Source organism: Nocardia sp. NPDC050378 (assembly GCF_040655675.1).
In the GTDB taxonomy this organism is placed as follows: domain Bacteria; phylum Actinomycetota; class Actinomycetes; order Mycobacteriales; family Mycobacteriaceae; genus Nocardia; species Nocardia coubleae.
Genome location: NZ_JBFAKI010000005.1, coordinates 36,994 through 58,359, shown reverse-complemented (window position 1 = coordinate 58,359; position 21,366 = coordinate 36,994). Strand labels below are relative to the sequence as shown.

Sequence of the window (21,366 nt, the reverse complement as noted above, 5' to 3'; positions counted from 1 at the left end):
TGGCGTCGACAGGCGTCTTCGGCACCATACACACGCTGTATCCGCTATTTCCGGTGGTGAGGGCTCCACCTGCGGCGGATCGGATTGGCCTCGGTCGCGAATCTGGGCATCGTTTGGTCGCGAATTCCGTCACCGCCAGGCCCGCGGTTGGTCACGAATTCGCCACCATTGTCTGCTGCCGGTGAAGCTGGACCTTTACCGGCCGAAGTTGGCCCAACATCGTCGCTTTGCCACGACAGTTGGGCCAATCGGACCGAGTTCCGGTGACAGGAGCAAGGTTTGGTTCTTGTCCGATGAGTCCAGACTGGCTCTGGTGCAACACCAGACGGGTCGCGGTGGCAAGACCCCTGCTTGTCAGCCGACGACCAGGCAGAACGGGTGACCTGCCGGATCCAGCAGCACCCGCCACCGGTCACCGCCCGGCTGGTGGTCCGGCCTGACCGCGCCGAACCCCAGCGCCAACTTCTCCGCCACGTCGAGGTCCTCGACCCTCAGGTCCAGATGCACCTGCTGCGGCACATCCTGACCGGGCCACCGAGGGGCCTGGTATCCGTCGACCTGTTGGAAGCCCAGGTCGCAACACGAACCATCGATCAGGGCGACCAATCCGTCGGCGTCGTAGCCGAGCTGCATGCCTGTGAGCTCTTGGTAGAACCGGGCCAGCGCCCGGGGATCGGCGCAGTCCAAAGTCACACCTCGCAGCGTCGCGATCGGCATCATCGACTCCTCAATCATCCATGTTCGCTGGCCGCGTGGCGCAGGCAGTCATTCAACCGCACTGGCGTGGCCCAACTCCACTCCTTTTCGGGCGGCGGACAGCGCTCTTGTCGGGCTCGGCCGTGTGCCGATCTGGTTGCAGCCCGGCGGTACCCCGACTTGCCTCCCGCAGTTGGTCAGGGCGCCAGGGTGCCGACCCAGTCGACTAGCTGGGCGATGTCGAGATTCGCGAACACCAGATCGAGCTGTGTCGAGATTCGCGCACAGGGTGGTGTCGGGATTCGCGATCAAAACCAATCGAATATCTGACATCCGGCGTACCCGTTCCGCTCGACCTATCAAGGTGCGGCGCAGCCGCCCCAATGTCGTGCTGCCTGCCAACGGTTAGAACCTTCGAAGTTTCCTCCGACCGATCTGGCAGGAGTCGGGTCGGTCGGTCACACCGTGCTGCTGTGCCGCTGCGGTCAACGACACGTCACCGCGAGAACGACCGTACCCAGCACCGTCAACCCCGCCCTGGCCACCGCCACCGTCACCGAGACCGAGTTCCGGGCGCCGCGGGCATGGGCCAGCAGCCACCGCCCACACGGCGGCATCCGCCAAGAACTCAGCCGCCGGTAGCGGGATCGAGCCCTTCGCCCGGCCCGCGCGGGCCCGGCGGGCCCTTCCTTCATCACCCATGTGACCTGCCCAGGAGGACAGTTATGCCCACATCCCGTGAATTCGCGATCGCCGAAGCCGTCGAGGTCGCCTGGTACAACCATGCCCACTCCCACGACATCGCCATCCCGCTGGGTACTGTCGCGGTGCTGGCCACCCTGCAAGTCGACGACATCGCCACACCGGACGCGATCGCGGCGTGCTGGGCCGCGTTCTCCGACGCCGAGCTGGTGAGAACGATCCGCACGCAGTGGGAGGCGTTGTGGCTGATCGAACCGTATCTGGTGGAGATGGCGCGTCCGCTGCATTCCTGGATCACCGCTCCCGACGCCGCACCAGAGCCTGCGGTCCTGGCCGGTGTCCGTGCGGTGGCCACCGCCGCGTTTCGTCGCGGACTGCTCGAACTCACCGGGTCTGCGGACCCCGAGCACCGATCCGACACCGATGTCCTCGGCGCGGTGCTCACCGTGCTGCGCTCCCACGGCGCACGTCAGGCGATCGGCGAATTCCACACCCCGGCAGCGGTCGCGGACCTGATGGCCCGCATGACGTTGGGCCACCCGCTCCCACCACGAGGCGCGATGTTCAGCGACCCGTTCGCGATCGATGAACCGGCCGCGGGCACCGGTGGGCTGATGCGGGCGATGGCCCAAGCCATCCGCGCGCTCGGTGGTGATCCGGGTGACTACGTGTGGTCGATGACTGATATCGACCGGTACGCGATTGCCGCGTGCGCGGTCAAACGCCTGGATCTGGGGGCTGGGTGATCAGGTGTTGCTGTTCTGCGGGGACACCCTGGCAACCGGGGACGGCCCGGCCCGCGCGGCACAGATGCGCCGCGAGGTACTGGCCCACCACCACGAACAGATCAACCGTGCCGCCCGGATAGCCGCCGTACACAACGCGATCCAGCACATCCGCGAGCTGGTCGAACCGGACGCGGACGATGATGCCGACCCCAGCGACGAGGGCCGCGCGGCATGAACGCGGCACCCCACTGGCACCCCCAGTATTCGCACCGCGTCGAGGAAGACGGCCGGATTCATGCCCTGCAGGGATACCGGCTCCACATCGAGCCGATGCGCCGCAATCTGCGCGACACGCGACGCCTGTGCGACGAGATCGCTTGTGGCGCCTGCATTCACAACTGCGACTGTTTGCGCTGCTCGGGCTGGTGCCTGTGCGAGAACCCACCCGAACAGGCCACCTACCGCGACCGCCGCGCCCCGAGGTCTGACGAGCCCGGCGAGGTCGGCTGATGGCGCGGCGCGTGCCCGGCCAGGGCAAGAACTCGGTGTGGGATCCGACGTTCTGGTGCCACAAATGCAATCGGTGCGGGCGCAAAGGTACCCGCGACTTCGTCCCGCAGTTCCACAGCGACCGCCAGGAGTGGGAGGAGCGTGGCAGCTACGCCAGCTCACTGGGCAAGTACGGTTCGGCGGTCGTGTGTCGGTGGACGGTGGCGTGTGATCGCCGGTACTGGGCTCAGGTGAAGGCGAAGGAAGCCGCCGACGCCGCAGCCGGAATCGGGACCGCGGGGCCACCGGTCGACCTGGACGCCCCCGCGATCAGCCACCGCTGGGCACCGGAATACTCGAGGCGCCAACTCAGATGACGTTCTGGGACGTGCCGGGCTCGACCGGCCAGCCCCCGAGAGGCCGCTGGCTTCGGGCCCGCGGGCTGGCGCCCGGTGGAGCTCGCGGTGCTCGCGCGGTGTGGTGTTCGCGCCGGCGGCGCGGAGTTCGAAACCCGGCGGTGCCGGGTTGCTGCTCCCGGTTGGCTGGTTCTTGCCCTTTCTGGCTCGCCGATATTGACCGGCGCCGCCCTGCGCGCACCCCGGGGCTTGGTCCCTGGCCGCCGGGTTGCACTCCAGGCGGCTCGTGCCGGTCGAAATCTCTTCTGCCAGGAGGGCAGAAGTTCGGTCGGGCTACTCGGCCGAGACAAGCAGAGAGGACGCCATGAGCGTGCCGCAGATCAAGGCCAGCGACATCGTCGGCAACAGCGGGGACAACCACGTCACCCTCTACGACGAGCAACGCGGGGTGCCGCTGCGCTATCAGCTGCGCATCGACTCCTACCCCGCGAACTGGAGGATGACGGTCGAGGCCTTCGCCCGCGACCAGCTGACCTGGAACACCCTGTGGTCGCTTGTGCCCGAGTTCTACCAGGTCGCAACTGGTCCCGACGACCTGACGGCCGTCACCGATCCTGACAGCCGTGTCATCGCCAGCCCCTACAACCGCGACGCAGGGGTCAAGGCCACGAGCTGGAACAAGATCATCGCCGAACTGGCCCGTCACGTTGAGCTGCTGCTCGCACCGATCGCTGCCGCGCGCCTGGACCTGCCGGTCGGTGACAACGCGCTCATCGTCACGGCCGGGATCAGCGAGGCCGACAACGCCGTGGTGGTGCAGGTCGACACCTACGGCCTGGACCCCGAGCACCGGTGCCGGGTCTACGTCAACTCCGGCCCGGTGTTCGACACGGTCCCCGAATGGTGACCCACCGCCGCGACCGCACCAAATTCCTTTGACCCCACGGAGTTCAACCATGTCCATCACCGGCACCAACCACGCTGGACACCGCCGCCGGGGCGCGCGCGTGCGCGAACTGCGCGGCCGCGGCATCGCCTTGGCCAGGCTGGTCAGCTGGTGCACGAGCTACCGGACCGATCCGGCGAGCCTCGAACTCACAGTGGCTGGACAGCAGTGGTTACATGCCTATGCCGCGATCAGCGTGATCGACGGCGCCGCACTGGTCGAGATCGATACCAGCGCACTGGATCCCGCCCGACGTTGCCGGGTCTATGTCAACGGTGGCCCGGTGTTCGATGCGCGACCGGACTCCGGCGATCACGACGTCGAACACCTCGCCGACTACCTCGCCGAACTGCGCGCCCAGGAACTAGCCAATCTCACCCGTGCTGGCGCTGCCACGCGCATGAAGACCCGTGACCTGCCCGAATGGCCACACCAGGAGGTCAGCGCGGCGGACATCGGCAGGGACTGGCCCCTGGTCACCCTCGATCAAGTTGTTCGCTGGGGTGGCACCACGCTCACCGAGAACGAACTCGACCGCCTGGTCGCTGCGATCCCGCAGTCTTCGATCCCGGACGCGATCAACGCCATCGTCGGCGAAATCGTCGCCACCAGCGCAGATACTGCCCAGGCCTAGGCCCGCGCGGTGTGCCAAGTCGGCGCGTTCAGACGATGCCCCGACCTGGCGCGGTTGCGTCGACATCGGGCACGGCGAGCCCATGCACCGTGTTATGGCCGGTCAGGGGAAAAGCACTACCCGGCCGACGAACTCACCTACCGGTTCGTGCGGGCTTGTCCGCCGTGGTGTGGCTGACCGCCTGGTCAGTCAATCTGCCACCACACGTTGGCTGGTGGCTCGCTGTCGGCTCAGATTGTCCCGCTCGGCGGTGTTACAGGATGTCCGGAACCTCATAGGTGCTCCAGAACCGGTCGGCCAGCTGGTCCAGGCGGTCAGCCAGTTCCCCTATCTGTGAGACAGCCCATGCCTGTTCCATCGGCCATTTCCTGTATCGACTACCCACCACGTGACAAATGGGGTCCAGCCTGTGCATACGTTCTGCTGAATGAGGTGCGCACATCAACACGGCATCCTCTGCATGTGGGTCCCGTGTCCTGACTACACCACGACCGCTTCCCAGCCTGTCGACATTGGCCAACCTGCGCACCGAGGCCCGATCCGTCGGCCGAATGCGGACCCCTTCAGTCCTGGAAACGACTGAGCCCTGACCGGCATCCGGTCAGGCTCAGTCCTTACACTGAATTACGTTGCGGCCTCGGTGAGGTCGACGATCGTGGCCCCGGCCGCGTTGCTCTGTACGGAGGCGATCCCGTTCTTGGCCGCGTCTTTGCTCGCATAGCCCTGACTTTGGGCGATCACTTCGCCGTTGCCTGCCTTGAGCCTCCACCGGACTTTTCCCGCGGCATCTGAGAACAGTTCGAACTTGCCTGCCATGACTACCTCGTTCCACACCTTGAGAACGTGCCTGACAACTCCGAGCGTAAACGGCTTCCTGCTTCTGACCTGCACGGACACGCATTCCAACCGCAACCAAGCCCGCTGCGGGCAACCGTGGTTCACAAGCCCCCGACACCAGCCGCCGAGGGAAACACCGACCGGACACCGGCGGACACCCTCATCGCCGGTGGGACCGCGCACCGGCCTGGCGCGTCGATGCTGAGTATGGGAAGAGACTCGATCGATCGGCAGGCCTTGCTCGATGCCGCGCTCGATCCCGATGATCCGGCCGTATGGGAAACCCAGTACCGCATCAGCGACCTGCTGGTCTGCCTCGGCATCGCCCACCGCAGCGTCACACCCGAATAACAGAAGTCGAATATATGTTCGAATAGCTGTAGGGTGCCTGGCATGGCACAGACGTCGCGACCGGACTGGACCGCGGCCGCGTTGGCCGCGCTCCGCCGACAAGTTCTCGACGCGACCGCGTTCGGTGTGGAGGTGCACCCCGCCCAGGTCGACGCCATCACCGCACGCCTGGATGCCCGGCTGCGGGCCCGGTTGCGGGGCCCGTTGCGCCACGGCGTCGTGTCCGGTTGTCCTCGCCGCTTGCATCCTCGGTCGCCGATGGGTTGCCAGGACTACCGGCGGGAACAGCGGTGACGTCGTCGGTGTTCGATTCCTGGCCTGAGCAGTTCACCCCACCGATGCGGATGGTGGTGGATCCGCCGCAACCGGTCACCGTGGACCTCGCCGCGGCGATCACGACCCGACCGGCCCATTTCCGGGTCGACGCGGTACCACTTCGGGTGCGCCAGGGCGGTCTGCGCTTGGCCGACACCACCGCGGGGCTCCTGCATGCGTGGGCGCGGGTCTCAGACGGGACATGGCTCGCGCTGGTGAGCTTCACGCTCCGCACCGGCAACGGGCAGGGACTGCTCCACCTCGAGCAATGGTGCCCACAGCATTCGGTCACCCACCAACACCGCCCGCACCGATGACCTGACCGGCCCTGGGGCCGGGTGGTGTTGTGTTTTCGTGACGACCGCGTGCGGACTCATGCTTTCATACCCACGCCTGGCTAGACAGCCCCAGTAGATCCCACCGGTTGCCGGTGGGCGCCTGCGCGATGCGATCCGTCGAGATCAGCGCGGGCATGGCCGCGGCGATTGCGGTGCGGCCGATTACAGCGGTAGACGGAAGTGCAACGCACTGCCATCGACCGGGACGAACCCGCGCCTTTCAAAGAAGACCCTCCGGCCCCACCGGTGCGCCGGGTCCGAATCCAAGACCACCGTCACGGCGACCGCACCCGCCGTGCGGGCCAGCGCGACGAGTTCCCCGACCAACACCGCACCGACACCCACAACGGGATTTCGTACACCGACCAGCGCCATGTGCCCGCGCGTGGGATTGCCGGACAAGAACCCTTCCAAACGCCCAGCCGGTGCCACAAGCAACTGGACCGAATTCCGGTCACCGACTGGGGCCAACGATGCGGTGACCGAATTCCGGTCACCGACTGGGGCCAACGATGCGGTGCGCGAAGACGCTATCGCGCAACCGATGACGACGATCGAGGTCGACGAGCAGACTCTTCAGCCGCGGATGTGAGCCCCTCGAGCTTTTCGACAACGATCCCATCCACGCGATCCAGGGGTGCCATAACCAGATCCGGCAGGTTCCCGCGATGAGCCCCCACGTGAAAGCCGCACCGTCGTACCCCACAGGCACCGTGAGCTCGCTCGTCCCTCACCGGCCCACGCCCGGCCATCCTCAGCTGACCATTCGACGCCACGTACACGCTCTGCTGTTCAACGAAAGGCATTGCATATGCGCAGATCAAGCTCATTCGAGTTGTGGTTCCCGCTGCGGCAAGTCCTGCCCATTGCCGAGCACGCGATGGCCGCCGGTGAGCATTCCTGGCCCGAATGGGACACCAACAAACCCGACCCCGTGCCGCCCGCGTTGGTATGGGCGAAGGACGAGGGCACCTATCTTCGGTCCAACGGCTTGCCACGACTGCTCGCCGACCCCGACAAACCCGACGGACCGTCGAAGGTGGCGTACGCGGTCGGCTACGACGACCGCAGCCATTTCAACTTCTCCGGCACTGCGGTCGGCGGCGACGACTTCGTCGAGTACATCGACCTCACAGAACCGTTCTCCGGTGTGACGTTGATCCAGATGATCCGTCACCACGCCGGCCACAGCGGAGTACTCATCCTCACTGCCCACTACGGCAGTTTCACCATGAGCTTCAGCTCCGCAGCGACCGACAGTCTCTGAGGCCCGTGCCCGTTTCAGTTCGATCATCGCCGCTGCTGCTGGATTATGCGGGGCCGCATGCCAGCTCGAGCCATGATGACGGTGACTATGGTCGTTCTGTTGGCGTTTCGACCTCATCGACGTCTTTGTCCAAGCGCAGCCCCCTCCAGGAGGGATGTCGTAAGCGGCCGTCGCCGGTCCATTCGGTGAATGCCACTTCCCCGACCACGTGCGGTTCGAGCCACACCACACCGGCCGGAGTCGACCTGAATCCAGGGACCGGAGAATCCGGGCGTTGCAACGGCGCCAACCGTTCGTGCAGGTCTGCGAGCATCCCAGCGGTGAACCCGGTTCCCACACTGCCCGCGTATTCGAGGTTGCCGCGGTCATCGGGAACCGCGACCAGCAGCGACCCGATCGTCCCGGCCCGTCGACCCGTCCCGGTTTTCCAGCCGATGACCACCACCTCCTGGTGGGAAACGTTCTTGACCTTCGTCCAGGCGGGACTGCGTTGCCCGGCCAGATACCAGCTGTCGCGGCGTTTACAGATGATGCCCTCGGCCCCGAGCGCCTGCGAGGCAGCCACGGCGTCGGTGGCCGGTCCGGGCAGCAGGCCGGGGATCCGCCAGTGCGGTCCTGCCAGGCCGGTGAGTTCGAGGAGTTCACGCCGTTGGGTGTAGGGCAGCCCGGTCAAGGATCGGTCGCCGATGTGGAGCAGGTCGAAGATCATGAACGTCGCCGGTGAGGTTTCGGCCAGCCCCGCGATGGTGGCCGAGTTGCGTTGATGCATCCGCGGAGCCAATGCCCGGAACGAGGCCCTGCCCGCGACTTCGACGACGACCTCACCGTCGACGACGAAACCGGGGTTGGCCGGGGCGAGCCCGGCCAGTTCAGGCCAGGCCGCGGTGATGTCATTGCCGTTGCGCGATTCCAATCGCAACCGGTCATCGACGTAGGCCAGTGCCCGGATCCCGTCGTGCTTGAGCTCGAACGCCCACCGCCCGTCATCGACGGGCAACGCACCCGCGGCAGCCAGCATCGGCGCGTACCGCGGTAACCCACTCACCGGTTCCTCGCCATCACCCGCGCCCCTTCCACACCACCCGACAACCAGCAAACATTCAGCGTAACCCTGAGTCGGGCGGTGGGCGGCCACCGCGCCGTGCACATCACCCAGTCACCACCACAACCGACAGGAGCCCCGCATGAGCACAACCTCGCCCACGATCGACGCCACCACCGTGGAGTCGATCTCCCGGACCGAGTTCGCCGGACGTGAACATCTCGGCACCGCCGGACCCGTCACCGCACTCACCGACAACGCGGTCATTGGGTCCTGGCGTGAGCAGTTCCGGGGTTGGCGGGGCCGGTACTGGACCTACCGGTCCGATGAGACCGGGGCGTTGCGGCTGTATCCGCTCAACGTCAGCCGCCGCTCCCGCACCAACCACTGACCCGTTCACTCCCCTATCACGGCGCGATCCCTGGCTTCGGCTGGCGGTCGCGCCGCCGTCGCTACGCAAGGAGCTTTCGTGCCTACTGCCACCATCGAGCCCGACACTTCGGCTGACCTGGATCAGGAGTCCTCCTCGCCCGGCACCGGCCCCGCGGTCGCCGTGCTCGCGCCGCTGCCCGCGGTCGCCGAGGCCGCGAGCATGGACCCGGCTGATCTGGTCATCGGCCACAACGTGCGTCCTGAAGACCAGATCGATCTCGACGCCCACCCGAAAGAGGTGGAGTCGATCCGGCGGTTCGGGGTGCGCGATCCGATCCTGGCCCAGCGCGGGCCCGACGGACACGTCGTTGTCGTCGACGGACAGGTCCGCGCGTTGATCGCGCGCACCCTCGGTCTTGCGAAGGTCCCGGTCTACATCGAGACCACCGACCGATCGATCGACGACCCGGAACGGTTGATCGATCGGGCGTTGGATCAGATCAACCTCAACGACCGCCGCATCGAGCTGACCGATTCGGCTCGTGCGGCCGGGGTGGCCTACATGCTCGACCTCGGTGCCACCGCCACCCGCATCGCCGAGGGCCTGCAAACCGACACCACTCAGATCCGCAAGGCCGGAAAGATCGGCCGATCGAGCACTGCCCGGAACCTGTTGGACTCCAGGCAGTTCAGTCTCGACCAACTCGAGGTGATCGGCGGATACGAACAACTCGGCGACCACGCTGCGGTGGAGAAGCTGTCGTCGGTGCGGTGGAACTTCGACTACCACGCCGAGATGATCGCCGCCGACCGTCAGCGACGCCGCGACCGTCTCACCGCGGCCCTGCCCTTTGCCGCGGCCGGGCACCCGATCCTCGACATGGACTCCGTCGAGGTCGATCTCGGCACCTATGTCCCCGCCGACGACCTGGTCGACACCAACACCGAACCGGTCTGCCCCGAAGCGATCAACGCCGACCAGCGACGGTGGGCGGTGGCGTTGGATCTGGTCGAGGACGCCGAACTGTTCGACCCCGCCACCGGGGAGGTCGTCGACCCGGACACGGTCGATTTCGACGCCGACCTCCCCGATACCGAACCTATGGAAGGGCTGCGCAACGCCGCCGGGCTGGTGTACCGGGACGTGTGGATGCCGAGCTACTACCTGCCCGTCGACCAGCTCGACGCCACCGAGCTGCACCACCGGGACCCCGACACCAGCGGTGACCGTCCGGATGACGGCGAGGGGGATGGTAGTGATCTTGCCCGGGTCGCTGCCGAACAGGCGGCAGCCGAGACCGCCCGTAAACGTGAGGAACGGCGCCGGGTGATCGAGCTGAACAAACGCGGCGCCGCGGCCAAGAAGCGGCGGCTGGAATTTCTGGCGCGGGTGCTCACGTTGCGGACCCCACCGCCGGGCAGCGCCGAGCTCGTGGCGACCTCACTGGCTCGCGACACCACCCTGCTGGGCGGAACCCGCGCCCGGGCCCTGGCGTTGACGCTGTTCAACGCCGACAACAGCACCGGTCTGACCGACACCGCGGCATCAGCCGTGGCAGGCAGGGCGTGGGTGATCACCCTCGGGCTCGTACTCGCCGCCCACGAATCAACCCTCGACAAGGACTGCTGGCGCACCCACTCCTGGCAGCGCGATGCCGTCTCCGGCTATCTGCATTTCCTCGCTGCGGCCGGTGAACACCTGGCCGGTCGCGGGCGCGGCAGCGACCGCAACGAACAGTTCCGGCTCGTCGAGGTGGAACTCGCCGCCGCCGGCGACCTCGACTACCGCAGCATCCCCCTCGACCAGGACTCCACTACCGCCCCCGTCGACGAGGGCCCGACCGTCGACCACGACGACCCGGAAAAGGAGCAGCTCGCGCACGCAGCGTGAGGGCACCGGCGGTCCGGATCCCAGGAGTCGATCCGGACCGCCCCACCCGGTAACGCTGCGCGAGAGGCGCTTTCACAACCCGACCGGAATGAGGCTGATGATGTGCACCCGGTTCCGAAACCGTCTGCGCTACGAGTTCGATTCTGTGGCAACCGATCATGCATCGCCTGTACGGCAGTTCCGCAGCATTCCCGACGTCCCGAACCCCGCCCTCGTCGACGAGGTTCGCTCCCACCTCGCTGACGCCGTTGCCCGCGACCGCAGCGACCACGCCGCCGCGCGCACCCCCGCCCGTATCCGCGATCTGCGACGTGAGCGCACCGTGTGGCTCCTCTTCCAGATCAGCACAGCCGAAGAAAACCCTGTCGGCGCGCAGGACCTGGCCTGGGCCGTCGCGCTGCTGCGCGACCAGACTATCCGCGACATCATGTACGGCCTGGCTCGCAACGAGTATCACGAGGCGGCAGACGCATTGTGGCTCCAGATCGCGGCGGCGACCCACGGTCACGACCGCGCGGAGGCGCTCACCTTGTTCGCCTACAGCGCCTACCACCACGGCGACACCGCGCTCGCCAGGATCGCTCTCGCCACCGCCCTCGACGCCGACCCGGCCCACCCCATGGCGGTGCTGTTGGCAACCGCGCTCGACAAGCCCTTGCCGCCCCAACAGCTGCGGAAACTCGCCGAGGCCGGGGTGGTGATCGCGGCTGACCTGGGCGTCGACATCACCTGACCCGAGCGGTCGGGACCCGGCCGTTCTTCAACCCTTCACCTCACCCGGGCCGGCGCGATCGTCATCCCACTGACCTCCCGGCAGGCGAAGGCGATCGACTCCGGGTTGTCGCGCGCTTATCGCATCAGCCGCAGACGCGGCCGTCTCACAGAGGGCTGAACGACCCGCCCAGACCGGCCGCCACTAACCACTGCGGTAACCCCCTACTTTGAACGAAGGAGCACGTCATGGCTGGAGACACGAGCATCACAGTCATCGGAAATCTGACCTCCGATGTCGACCTGACTTTCATCCCCGCTGGTGATGCGGTCGCGCATTTCACCGTCGCCTCGACTTCGCGGGTGTTCGACCGCAACACCAATCAGTGGCGGGACGGGGAAGCGTTGTTCCTGCGCTGCAACATCTGGCGTGAGGCCGCGGAGAACGTGGCCGAGTCCCTGACCAAGGGCGCACGCGTCATCGTCGCCGGGCGACTCAAGCAACGCAGCTACCAAACCCGCGACGGGGACAAACGCACGGTGTTCGAGCTCGAGGTCGACGAAGTCGGCCCGAGCTTGCGGTTCGCCCGCGCCCAGGTCAACCGCACCGGACGCAGAACGAACAACCCCAGCGGCAACGGGTTCGGCGCCGACAACACGACCCGCACCACCTCTACGGCCGAGCCCGCCACCGCCGCGCATGCCTCGGATGCTTCTGATCCGTGGGCCTCATCCACCCCGGCGGGCAGCGGCAGCCAGGCGTGGGCTGCACCCGTGCTGGCCGGTGTCGGTGTGGGTGATTTCGGACAACCACCGTTCTGACCTGACCCGGTTCTCCCGATGCCGCTGCGGTTGCGCGCGGGGCGGCAGGTGGTGGGTCGGGGCACCGTGCTGGGGTGGGCCCAGCCGCTCGAGGGCTACCAGGCCATCGTGCGCCACGCCGTCGGGCCCGCGCCCGGCGGAAACGAACCCCCCGCGCCCGTCCCAGCATCGGCCGGCGGTGGGGTTGTGCGCGCGGGGAATTCGCCCCCGCACGCAGTTGGCGCGTTCCCGTCGTCGTGTCGCCCGCTGTCCTGGTGAACAGCCCTCGGCTGGGCCCACCCCAGCCCGGCACCCCTATTTCGCGAAAGGCGTGGCAGTTCCAGCGCGCCCGGGGAGTCGACTCCTCTCACCTTCCCAGTCAGGAGAACAGCTGTGTCCGTTCACACTCCTACCGTCACCCTCACCACCCACAGTGACCAGCCAGGTTTCGACCGGCACGAACTCGAATTGCATCACCCCGGCGTCGGCGAACCCGCTCCCGCACTCACCGACGACCCCGTCACCGATTCGGCAGCCGCGGCACCGGATACCCAGGCTTTCCTGGATGCCATCTCAGCGATCGAGCTGACCTTCGACACCGATCGCAAAGCCGCGCTCGCAATGTTTCGGCCGGCGTTGGAGCTGGCGACCGACGCCGACTGGGATGTCCTGGATTTCATGGTCGAGTGCTTCACTCTCTATCCGCGCGAGTCCGCGCTGCTGCGCCTGCGCGCCCGCTGGGCCGCCGGTGACGAACTGGAACGGCAACGGTTGGTGCGGTTGGTACCCGACACCGACCCCGGCCTGCACTCCCACGACAACCACGCCTTGGCCCAGTTGATCGAGACCCGCGCCAAGACGAACCGCACCAGCATCGCCGAAGAGTTCGCGGCCTTCCAGGTCCAACTCGCCGCCGCCGAGATGCCACGCCAATCGATCCGCACCTGGCGCAACCCCTTGCCGCGCCTGAGCATGCCCGCCTCCCGCCGCATCGACGCCGCCCGCCTCAGTCCCGAGCAGATCCGGGCCCGCGTCAGCGCGCGCACCAAACGCCGACCGGCCGAACCCGAACCGACCGAGGTCACCACCTATGTGCGGAAAAGCTTGTTCGTCGACACCGAAGTCGTCGAACAAGCCCGCCTGCGTCAACGTTGGGCTGAGCTGATCGCCCGCGGAGTCGACCTCACCGCCGGTGCCCCGCGCGGGTGGACACCGCGCTACCCCGGTGAACGGGCACCGCTGCCCACCGACCTGTCCGAAGCGATGTGGGATCACCAGTACTGCGTGCACGTAGCCGACCAACGCGACCACGAACGCGCCCTCGCCGGTGAAACTACCAAATCGCCCGAACACTCCCACACCTGGGCGGCCGAGCGAACCGGGCTGCGCTCCCGCGCCGACCGCCGCGAAGGATTCGCGTTCGCGGGCAACGGTCTCGACGACTTCACCACCGCGATGACCCCCGTCGCCGGATGGCGGTGCGTGTCCTGCTTCGTCGAACGCCCCACCACCGACCAACGACCCCTCCACATCCGCGACAGGGTGCTGCGCAGTGACGACGGACTGTGCGACTACTGCCGCGACGAAGGACACACGGGTCTGCCCGTCCTACCTGACGGATTCACCGCCGCCAATCTCGCCATCGCTTACTGCACGTACTTCACCGACCACTATCGTGACGCGGCCGCAGCGCTGATCCTCGAAGTTCGCCGCCGCGCACCCGAATGGCTCGTCTGGGTCCTCGACCAGTTCCTGATGTCGCACCCCGACCTGCCCGGCGTTCCCGCCTTCGACGACGACGGCTACCTCATCACCCACCAACCCGCCACGAGCACTGCTGTCGGTTCGCCGCGCCGACCCACCCGTCCCACGTTGCCGCCCGGACAGCGTCCCGGCCGATGCGAGGGCTGCACCCGCTACACCCCGGTTCACGACGACGGGTTCTGCACTCAGTGCCGCGTCCACCTCGGCCTGCACATCCCCACACCACGCGAGCGTCAACTCGTCGCAGCCTGACCACCCCACAGCTGATATCGGCTGGGGCACCGCCACATCCCGGGGTGCCCCAGCCGCTGCGCTTCACCTCGAGGAAGGTCCGCCTGTGTTCCACCGCGCCCGTCACGCCCACGCTCGCCGCCGGTTCCTCCGTCGACAGCGGCGCCGCCCCGCACAGGTGATGATCGCCGTCCACCTCGCGACCGATCCGCGCTCGATGATCCACGGTCACCGACCCGGTGACCCTTACCTGTTGGCCGACCGGTTCCTGCTCGACCGTCTCGGCGATGCCGACGACTTCGCGGTCCTCGACCGGGTCTTCGCGGCACTCAACGCGACCACCCACACCCCGCCGACGTCGAGCACACCCGCCGCTGGTACCACCACGGCCACCGATCCCTGTCGGTCGACGACATCGTCACCGTCGACCACCGCCGCTACGCCTGCGCACCCTGGTCATGGGACGCGCTCCCGGCCGACTGATCGAACGCGCGTCCGGCGGCGAGGTGGGGAATCACCCGCCCTCCACCGGCTGATCCCCACCCGAAACCCCACATCACCCCGCCTCCACTCACCATCGCTGCACCCAGCCCACGCCTACCCGCCGCCATACATCGCCGCCCCTCCCGCCTCCTTCCGCGCTCTCCCACACCTCACCTTCGCTTCTCTTCGCCCATTTAAAAGGCAGACATCTGGCATCCCGGATAACGATCCAATAACGCCCGTGTCGAGAGTTGTCCATCGTTGCCTCTAGTTGTCGAACCGAATTAATTGCCCCTTGCGGCAAGGGAATTCGTTGGTGCCTCATGGAGACATGGTTGCGACTATTCATCGAGTCGCCGCAGGAAACGGCTACCAATATTATCTGCGTCAAACCGCCGCCAACGACCGAACCGCTCGCGGGCGGTCATCGCTGTCGCAGTACTACTCCGATCACGGTGAAGCACCCGGACGCTGGCACGGCACCGGCCTAGGTGCACTCGACCTCACGGCCGGGACGGAAGTGACCGAGTCCCAGATGAAGTCGCTGTTCGGGGAAGGTCTTCACCCGAACGCCGAACAGATCAAGACCGAGGTCTACGCGCACCAGGTCGCGCTGGGCGCCAGCGACCGCGACGCCACCCGAGCGGCCGAGAAGGCAACGAAACTGGGCAACAAGTTCGCCGTCTATGAGGTTCGTTCGGAGTATCGGAAACGTTGTTCTCAGGCCTACCGCGCACACAATTCAGCACGGAATATGGAGCCCACTGCCGCCATTTCCGATGACGAACGTGCACGCATTCGAACACAAGTGGCGACCGAAATGTTCACCGACGAGTACGGTCGCGCACCCCTGAACGCGAGAGAGCTGTCGGGTTGGGTCGCCAGAAACTCGCGCGTCAACCAGGCCGCGCTAGCAGGTCTCGAGATCACTTTCTCCCCGGTGAAGAGTGTGTCGGTGCTGTGGGCGTTGGCACCACCGGATATGGCGCGGCGGTTAGAGGCTGCCCACCAGCGCGCGATCCGTGATGCGTTGGCGTGGTTGGAGCGCAACGCCGTGTTCACCCGGCTCGGCCGCAACGGCGTCCGCCACGCCGAGGTCGAAGGCATCGTCGCAGCTTGCTTCACCCATCGCGACAGCCGCGCAGGCGATCCCGACCTGCACACCCACGTCCTGATCGCCAACAAAGTCCGCACCCTGGACGGCAAGTGGCGCACGATCGACTCCCGGCTGTTCCACGAAGCGGCCGTCACGGTCTCGGAGATCTATGACTCCCGCCTCGAGCACTACCTCGAACTCGCCCTCGGCCTGCAGTTCGAAACCCGCCCCGACCGCGACATCCACCAAGTCCCGATCCGCGAAGTCATCGGCGTCCCTGTGGAACTGATCCATGCCTGGTCGCAACGAGGTACCGCGATCAACGCACGCTTGGACCGGCTCACCGCCGATTTCCAGGCAACCTTCGGCCGCGAACCCACCCCGGAAGAGGTCTACGGTCTGGCCGATCGGGCGACGTTGGATACCCGCCCGGCCAAACACCTCCCGCAATCGCACACCCAGCAACGGCAAACCTGGCTGGCCCAAGCCACCACGGTGCTCGGTGGCCGTGAACCCGTTGAAGCGGTGATGGTGGCTGCGGTGTCGGTGCCACCGATACCTCGCCCGGACCCGGACGCCGCGTTCATCACCGCGACCGCCGAACGTGCGCTGGCCGCTGTATCGGAGAGGCGCTCGACGTGGCGGCCGTTCAACCTGCGGGCCGAGGTCGAACGCCAGCTCCGCGGCCGGATCCGCCCTGCTGACTGGGCCTGGGTTCCCGACAAAGTCGTCGCCGCAGCACTCTCACCGCGGTCTACGATCGCGCGCGGTGATCCCGACCTCACCGAAGAACCCGGGCTACGCGCCGTGCCGGCATGGTTGCGCCAACGCGACGGCACCCCGGTTCACGTTCGTCCGAACTCCCAGATCTACACCACCGAAACCACTCTCGACGTCGAAGCCGCACTCATCGAACTGTCCATCGAACCTGGCGCCCGCACCCTGGACCCCGACCTGCTGAACAGCGCGGTCGCGGAATACAACACCGCGCATCCTGATCGGCCGCTCAATGCCGGCCAGGTCGGTGTGATCTCGTCCTTCGCCACGTCCGGGTTGCGCGTGCATACTGCGAACGCTCCGGCCGGCACCGGCAAGACCACTGCCATGCAAGTCCTCACCAGCGCATGGCATTCCAGTGGCGGCACCGTCCTCGGGATGGCCCCCACCGCCGCGGCGGCCGCGGTTCTCGGGGAGTCGATCGGCACCCGCGCCGAAACGGTCGACAAGCTCCTCGACGTCATCCATCGCCACTCCGCCGGTCCGGATTCACCGACGAACGTGCGGGATCATCCGCCGTCCTTGCCGCAGTGGGTCCTCGATATCGACAACACGACGCTGGTGATCGTCGACGAGCACGTCACACTCGGCAACACCAAACGCCTGCAACTGCTGCAGTACCTGTCCCGACGCGGGGCTACGGTGCGCTGCATCGGCGACGACAAGCAGCTACCCGCGATCGACGCCGGGGGCGCCGACGCCGACATGAACGCCGCCTCCCCCGAACAAACCCTGACGCTGTCACACGTCGTCCGCTTCGACTCCACCGGCGAAGCAACCGCCTCGATCGGGCTGCGCGAGGGCGACCCGGCCGCGTTGGCCTGGTACCTGGACAACGACCGCATCCACGCCGGACACACCGGATCGGTCTACGACGACACCTACACAGCCTGGGCCGCCGACCACAACGCCGGTCGGGACGCGGTCATGTTGGCACCCACCCACGAAGTCGTGACCGCACTCAACGCACGCGCCCGCGCCGACAGACTCACCCGAACCGGCACGAAACCGGAGACCGAAGTGGTCCTCGCGGACGGTCTTTGCGGCTCTGTCGGTGACACCGTGCGCACTCGACGCAACAACCCGAAGCTGCGTTTCGGCGACACCGATTGGGTCCGCAATGGCTATTCCTGGACCATCACCGCCGTCCACGACGACGGTTCACTGACGGTGTCGCACCGACGCGGCGGCACCGACAGCGACAAAACCGTCCGGCTTCCGGCCGAATATGTGCGCGCCCATGTGCATCTGGGGTACGCCGCGACGATCGATTCCGCGCAGGGAATCACCGCCGACGCCTGCCATGTCGCCTTGTCCGGGCGCGAATCCCGCCAACAGTTCTACGTCGCGATGACCCGCGGGATCCACGCCAACCACGCCTACCTCGCGACCGCCCTCGACGGCGCCGAAGGCTCTATCTACACCGAACCCGCCGTCTACCCGCGCACCGCGGTGGAAGTACTGCAGCGCGTCTTGGCTCGCGACGGGGCACAGAAATCCGCGCACACCGAACTTCGTGCCGCCCTGGACCCGGCACTGCGCATCGGGCGGGCGGTCGACATCTACCTCGACACCCTCGGCCTGACTGCCGAACAGGCCCTCGGCAGCGACCGTCTCACCGAACTCGACCAAGCTGCCGACACCATCCACCCCGACCTGACCGACAGCCCCGCCTACCCGGTCCTGCGTCAACATCTGGCCCTGATCGCACTCACCGGCGCCGACCCCGTCGCCGCGCTCCGCGCCGCCGCGGATAAGCGGGAACTCGATACCGCCGATGACCCTGCTGCGGTGCTGGACTGGCGACTGGACCCGACCGGTGCCCATTCCGCCGGCACCGGACCGTTGAGTTGGACGCCTGGACTGCCCCACGGCGCCACCAATGAGGCTCTGGCCGCGCCTGTTCGGGCCCGCGAGCGGATCGTGGCCGCTCTTGCCGAACAAATCCGTGATTCCGCGCGAGGCTGGACGCCGGGCACCGCACCCGCGTGGGGCCGCCCACTACTCGGGACCGATCCCGCGTTGTTAGGTGAGCTCGCGGTGTGGCGGGCCGGACTCGGTATCCCCGACACCGACACCCGACCCACCGGACCCGATCGCTACACCGACCTCGAACGCCTGCACCAAAAACGTCTGCAACAACGCGTCATCGATGCCTACGGTGACCCGACGCTGCCACGCAATCGGTGGGCTGACATTGTCGACGAGATCGATGCTCGCATCAGCACCGACACCTTGTGGCCGATTGTCGCCGACAAAATCGACCTCGCCGACCGCGCCGGACTCGACATCACCACCCTGCTCACCGACGCCGCCGCACAACGACCATTACCCGACGAGATGCCCGCCGCGGCACTGTGGGCGCGCCTGGAACTGGAACCCTCCGCCCTCGACACCACCGGCAACGACCCTCTCCGCCCAGTTTGGCTACCCGACCTCGCAGCCGTCCTCGGCACCGACACGGCCGAACTGCTCACCACCGAACCGGCATGGCCTCGGGTCGTCGCCGCCGTCGAACGCGCCACCAAATCCTGGTCACCCCGCGATCTGCTCTTTACTGCTTACGAACTTCTCCAAGGCGCGCAGCCCGACGATGCCGCACCGCTGCGTCCCGATCAACTCGCGGCCGCACTGGCCTGGCGCATCGACGCACTGCACCACCACACCCCGACACCGCCACCGCCTGCCCAACACACTGAACAGGCAGCGCCTGCACCTAGCACACCGGACGCCGAAAGCGAGTCCACGGTCACCGTCGCTACAGCCGAGCGGGCCAAGCACGAAGCCGAGGACGCTCCTGTCGCTGCCGCTGTCAGCGAACCCACCGAGGGCGACCTCACCACCGGCATCGACCGCATCGCCGAGTTGTTCGCGAATGGGCAGGTCGCCGACGCTGTCGCTGCGTTCCGTACCTTCAACACCGGACTGTCCGACGACGAACAGGCAGTCCTCACCGCCGTCTCGAAAACCCTCTACCAGTACAGTTTTCCCATCGCGCGAGCCCGACTCCGCTGGGCTGCACAGCAATTCCCGCAACACAAAGCGCTGATCCAGGCGTGCACACCCACGACAGATCCGCACGTCTTTCGCCGTGACACCGAAGCGGACCACGACCGCACCTGGCCCGTCTACCACCACCGCGAATTCATCGACCCCACCATCACACCGGCTGCTTTCGACCCGATTCAGGCCGCAGGCAACGACGTGGTCGATACCTATCTCGCCGACCCTGACACCCTCGACCGCCGCGATCCGACGTCGACGACCACCGCCCGGGCGGCATCGGGTGGGCTTCCGATCGACTACGACCGGGCCGCGATACCCATCATCGTTGGCCTGCCATGTGTCGATTGCAGCATCGAACGTCCCGGCAACGCGAGCTCTCCCGTGCCCCCCAGAATCTCCGACGACGGCCTGTGCCACGACTGCCGCGACAACGAACGGCCCGGGATCCCCGAACACAACCCGGCAGAACACCTCGCCGCACGATGCGCCCACATTGCCGAAACTCAGCCCGCGCCCGCGGCTTTGGCGATGCTGCGCCGCGACTGGCGCACACTCGACCAGCCCGGGCGCGCACTCATCGAGCAATGGCTGACCGACAACCCGCTCACCGAACAATCACTTCCCATCCTGGCCGGGCTGCAACGTCTCTCCGACCGCGCGCTGGCCGAGGCGATCGACGGGCTTACCCAGCGGCTCAGCAACATCGCAACAGAGGCCGAAATCTTCACCCCGATTCGGCAGGACGACTTCCATGCGGCACCAGACCCGAGCGTGGCCGAACACCGACAAGCCGCCGAGGACGCACAACTGGCCGCCCGCCAGCACGCCCATGAACTCGACACCGCTATCCGAGGCCTCCACGCAACCGCAGCCGCACTCGACACCTCGCGTGAGGAACTCGACGCCCTGCCAGTGACGCGCCGCCGCCAGCGTAAGGCCCTGCAAGAACGCATCAACACCTTGGTCCGTGAACAGCGTGAGCGGAGCCAAGCGCACGAGCAGATCCGAAACACTGCGCGAGCAGCAAACCGTCACGCCAACGAACTACTCGCCCGCGCCGAACACACCGCCGCCGAAGACGAAAGCCGCCGTCTCGCAGACCAGACGCGCGCAGCCGACAGCGCGACCAATGAACGAGAACAATCAACTGCGGCACTGCAGAACGGCCTGAGTGCCGAACTCGCCGACCACCGTGCAGAACAACAGAGACGACAACGAATGTCACACCCGCAACGACAACGCGAGGAACGCGCACGGACCGAACTGAACACAACAGAAGATTTCACCCCAGACGAGTACACCCACCCCGACGGGAACAAGCCGAGTATAGAAACTGACCTCGGCTGCTGACCATGCAACGTAGGACCCGAGTGTCCATTGCCTGGCACCCGATCAATCGACGGGCAGAGGTTCCCACTCGGGCGCACCGACCGGATCTCACGAGTACCAGTGCCCGTTAAGGTCATCGCCGGAATCCTTGGCGGTGAAGAATTCCGCGTCATCGGGCAATTCCGGGGAATGCGCGATCACTCC

The 21,366-nt window shown here is 66.8% G+C and carries 20 protein-coding genes; 17 read left to right on the top strand and 3 right to left on the bottom strand.

Annotated features, from left to right (window positions below):
* Positions 1-354: 354 nt before the first annotated feature.
* Positions 355-720, bottom strand: coding sequence for a VOC family protein (locus tag AB0I35_RS13035; RefSeq protein WP_357396522.1), 366 nt, complete (start codon positions 718-720; stop codon positions 355-357).
* 701 nt (positions 721-1,421) lie between these two features.
* Here AB0I35_RS13035 and AB0I35_RS13030 point away from each other — a divergent pair.
* The 6 genes from AB0I35_RS13030 (at position 1,422) to AB0I35_RS13005 (ending at position 4,551) form a co-directional block, all read left to right on the top strand.
* A complete protein-coding gene (locus AB0I35_RS13030) occupies positions 1,422-2,144 on the top strand; it encodes a hypothetical protein (protein WP_357396026.1) in 723 nt (240 codons plus the stop codon).
* 4 nt (positions 2,145-2,148) lie between these two features.
* Positions 2,149-2,361, top strand: coding sequence for a hypothetical protein (locus AB0I35_RS13025; RefSeq protein ID WP_357396025.1), 213 nt, complete (start codon positions 2,149-2,151; stop codon positions 2,359-2,361).
* Positions 2,358-2,636 (top strand): hypothetical protein, encoded by a 279-nt coding sequence (locus AB0I35_RS13020; RefSeq protein WP_357396024.1) that lies wholly within the window; start codon positions 2,358-2,360, stop codon positions 2,634-2,636. The genes AB0I35_RS13025 and AB0I35_RS13020 overlap by 4 nt, the downstream gene beginning before the upstream one ends.
* Positions 2,636-2,992 carry a hypothetical protein gene (locus AB0I35_RS13015; protein WP_357396023.1) on the top strand — a complete coding sequence of 119 codons (357 nt, stop codon included), beginning with the start codon at positions 2,636-2,638 and terminating at the stop codon, positions 2,990-2,992. The genes AB0I35_RS13020 and AB0I35_RS13015 overlap by 1 nt, the downstream gene beginning before the upstream one ends.
* A 343-nt stretch (positions 2,993-3,335) precedes the next feature.
* A complete protein-coding gene (locus AB0I35_RS13010) occupies positions 3,336-3,878 on the top strand; it encodes a hypothetical protein (protein WP_357396022.1) in 543 nt (180 codons plus the stop codon).
* 49 nt (positions 3,879-3,927) lie between these two features.
* Positions 3,928-4,551 carry a hypothetical protein gene (locus AB0I35_RS13005; RefSeq protein WP_357396021.1) on the top strand — a complete coding sequence of 208 codons (624 nt, stop codon included), beginning with the start codon at positions 3,928-3,930 and terminating at the stop codon, positions 4,549-4,551.
* 624 nt (positions 4,552-5,175) lie between these two features.
* Here the strand turns inward: AB0I35_RS13005 and AB0I35_RS13000 are convergent.
* Positions 5,176-5,367, bottom strand: coding sequence for a YegP family protein (locus AB0I35_RS13000; RefSeq protein ID WP_357396020.1), 192 nt, complete (start codon positions 5,365-5,367; stop codon positions 5,176-5,178).
* A gap of 228 nt (positions 5,368-5,595) precedes the next feature.
* Between AB0I35_RS13000 and AB0I35_RS12995 the strand changes: the two genes are divergently transcribed.
* The 5 genes from AB0I35_RS12995 to AB0I35_RS12975 all read left to right on the top strand — a co-directional run bounded on the left by AB0I35_RS12995 (position 5,596) and on the right by AB0I35_RS12975 (position 7,659).
* Entirely contained in the window at positions 5,596-5,739 is a 144-nt protein-coding gene (locus tag AB0I35_RS12995) for a hypothetical protein (protein ID WP_357396018.1), read from the top strand.
* 42 nt (positions 5,740-5,781) lie between these two features.
* Entirely contained in the window at positions 5,782-6,033 is a 252-nt protein-coding gene (locus AB0I35_RS12990; RefSeq protein ID WP_357396017.1) for a DUF6374 family protein, read from the top strand.
* Positions 6,030-6,371 carry a hypothetical protein gene (locus tag AB0I35_RS12985; protein WP_357396014.1) on the top strand — a complete coding sequence of 114 codons (342 nt, stop codon included), beginning with the start codon at positions 6,030-6,032 and terminating at the stop codon, positions 6,369-6,371. The genes AB0I35_RS12990 and AB0I35_RS12985 overlap by 4 nt, the downstream gene beginning before the upstream one ends.
* Positions 6,372-6,777: 406 nt before the next feature.
* Complete coding sequence (locus AB0I35_RS12980; RefSeq protein WP_357396013.1) at positions 6,778-6,984, top strand: hypothetical protein; 207 nt, start codon at positions 6,778-6,780, stop codon at positions 6,982-6,984.
* A gap of 219 nt (positions 6,985-7,203) precedes the next feature.
* Positions 7,204-7,659 (top strand): DUF3085 domain-containing protein, encoded by a 456-nt coding sequence (locus tag AB0I35_RS12975; RefSeq protein ID WP_357396012.1) that lies wholly within the window; start codon positions 7,204-7,206, stop codon positions 7,657-7,659.
* 85 nt (positions 7,660-7,744) lie between these two features.
* Here the strand turns inward: AB0I35_RS12975 and ligD are convergent, their stop codons facing one another.
* Positions 7,745-8,704, bottom strand: a complete 960-nt coding sequence (gene ligD / locus AB0I35_RS12970; RefSeq protein WP_357396011.1) for a non-homologous end-joining DNA ligase — start codon at positions 8,702-8,704, stop codon at positions 7,745-7,747.
* Between the two features lie 139 nt (positions 8,705-8,843).
* On the opposite strand from ligD, the gene AB0I35_RS12965 reads away from it, so the two are divergent.
* The 6 genes from AB0I35_RS12965 to mobF all read left to right on the top strand — a co-directional run bounded on the left by AB0I35_RS12965 (position 8,844) and on the right by mobF (position 21,183).
* A complete protein-coding gene (locus tag AB0I35_RS12965; protein WP_357396009.1) occupies positions 8,844-9,092 on the top strand; it encodes a hypothetical protein in 249 nt (82 codons plus the stop codon).
* Positions 9,093-9,170: 78 nt separating this feature from the next.
* Positions 9,171-10,964, top strand: a complete 1,794-nt coding sequence (locus AB0I35_RS12960) for a ParB/Srx family N-terminal domain-containing protein (protein ID WP_357396008.1) — start codon at positions 9,171-9,173, stop codon at positions 10,962-10,964.
* Between the two features lie 145 nt (positions 10,965-11,109).
* Positions 11,110-11,697 (top strand): DUF4192 domain-containing protein, encoded by a 588-nt coding sequence (locus tag AB0I35_RS12955; protein ID WP_357396006.1) that lies wholly within the window; start codon positions 11,110-11,112, stop codon positions 11,695-11,697.
* Positions 11,698-11,924: 227 nt separating this feature from the next.
* Positions 11,925-12,497 carry a single-stranded DNA-binding protein gene (locus AB0I35_RS12950; RefSeq protein WP_357396005.1) on the top strand — a complete coding sequence of 191 codons (573 nt, stop codon included), beginning with the start codon at positions 11,925-11,927 and terminating at the stop codon, positions 12,495-12,497.
* A gap of 372 nt (positions 12,498-12,869) precedes the next feature.
* Positions 12,870-14,492 carry a hypothetical protein gene (locus AB0I35_RS12945; protein WP_357396004.1) on the top strand — a complete coding sequence of 541 codons (1,623 nt, stop codon included), beginning with the start codon at positions 12,870-12,872 and terminating at the stop codon, positions 14,490-14,492.
* A 793-nt stretch (positions 14,493-15,285) separates the two neighbouring features.
* Entirely contained in the window at positions 15,286-21,183 is a 5,898-nt protein-coding gene (gene mobF / locus AB0I35_RS12940; RefSeq protein ID WP_357396002.1) for a MobF family relaxase, read from the top strand.
* The last annotated feature ends 183 nt before the right edge of the window (positions 21,184-21,366 follow it).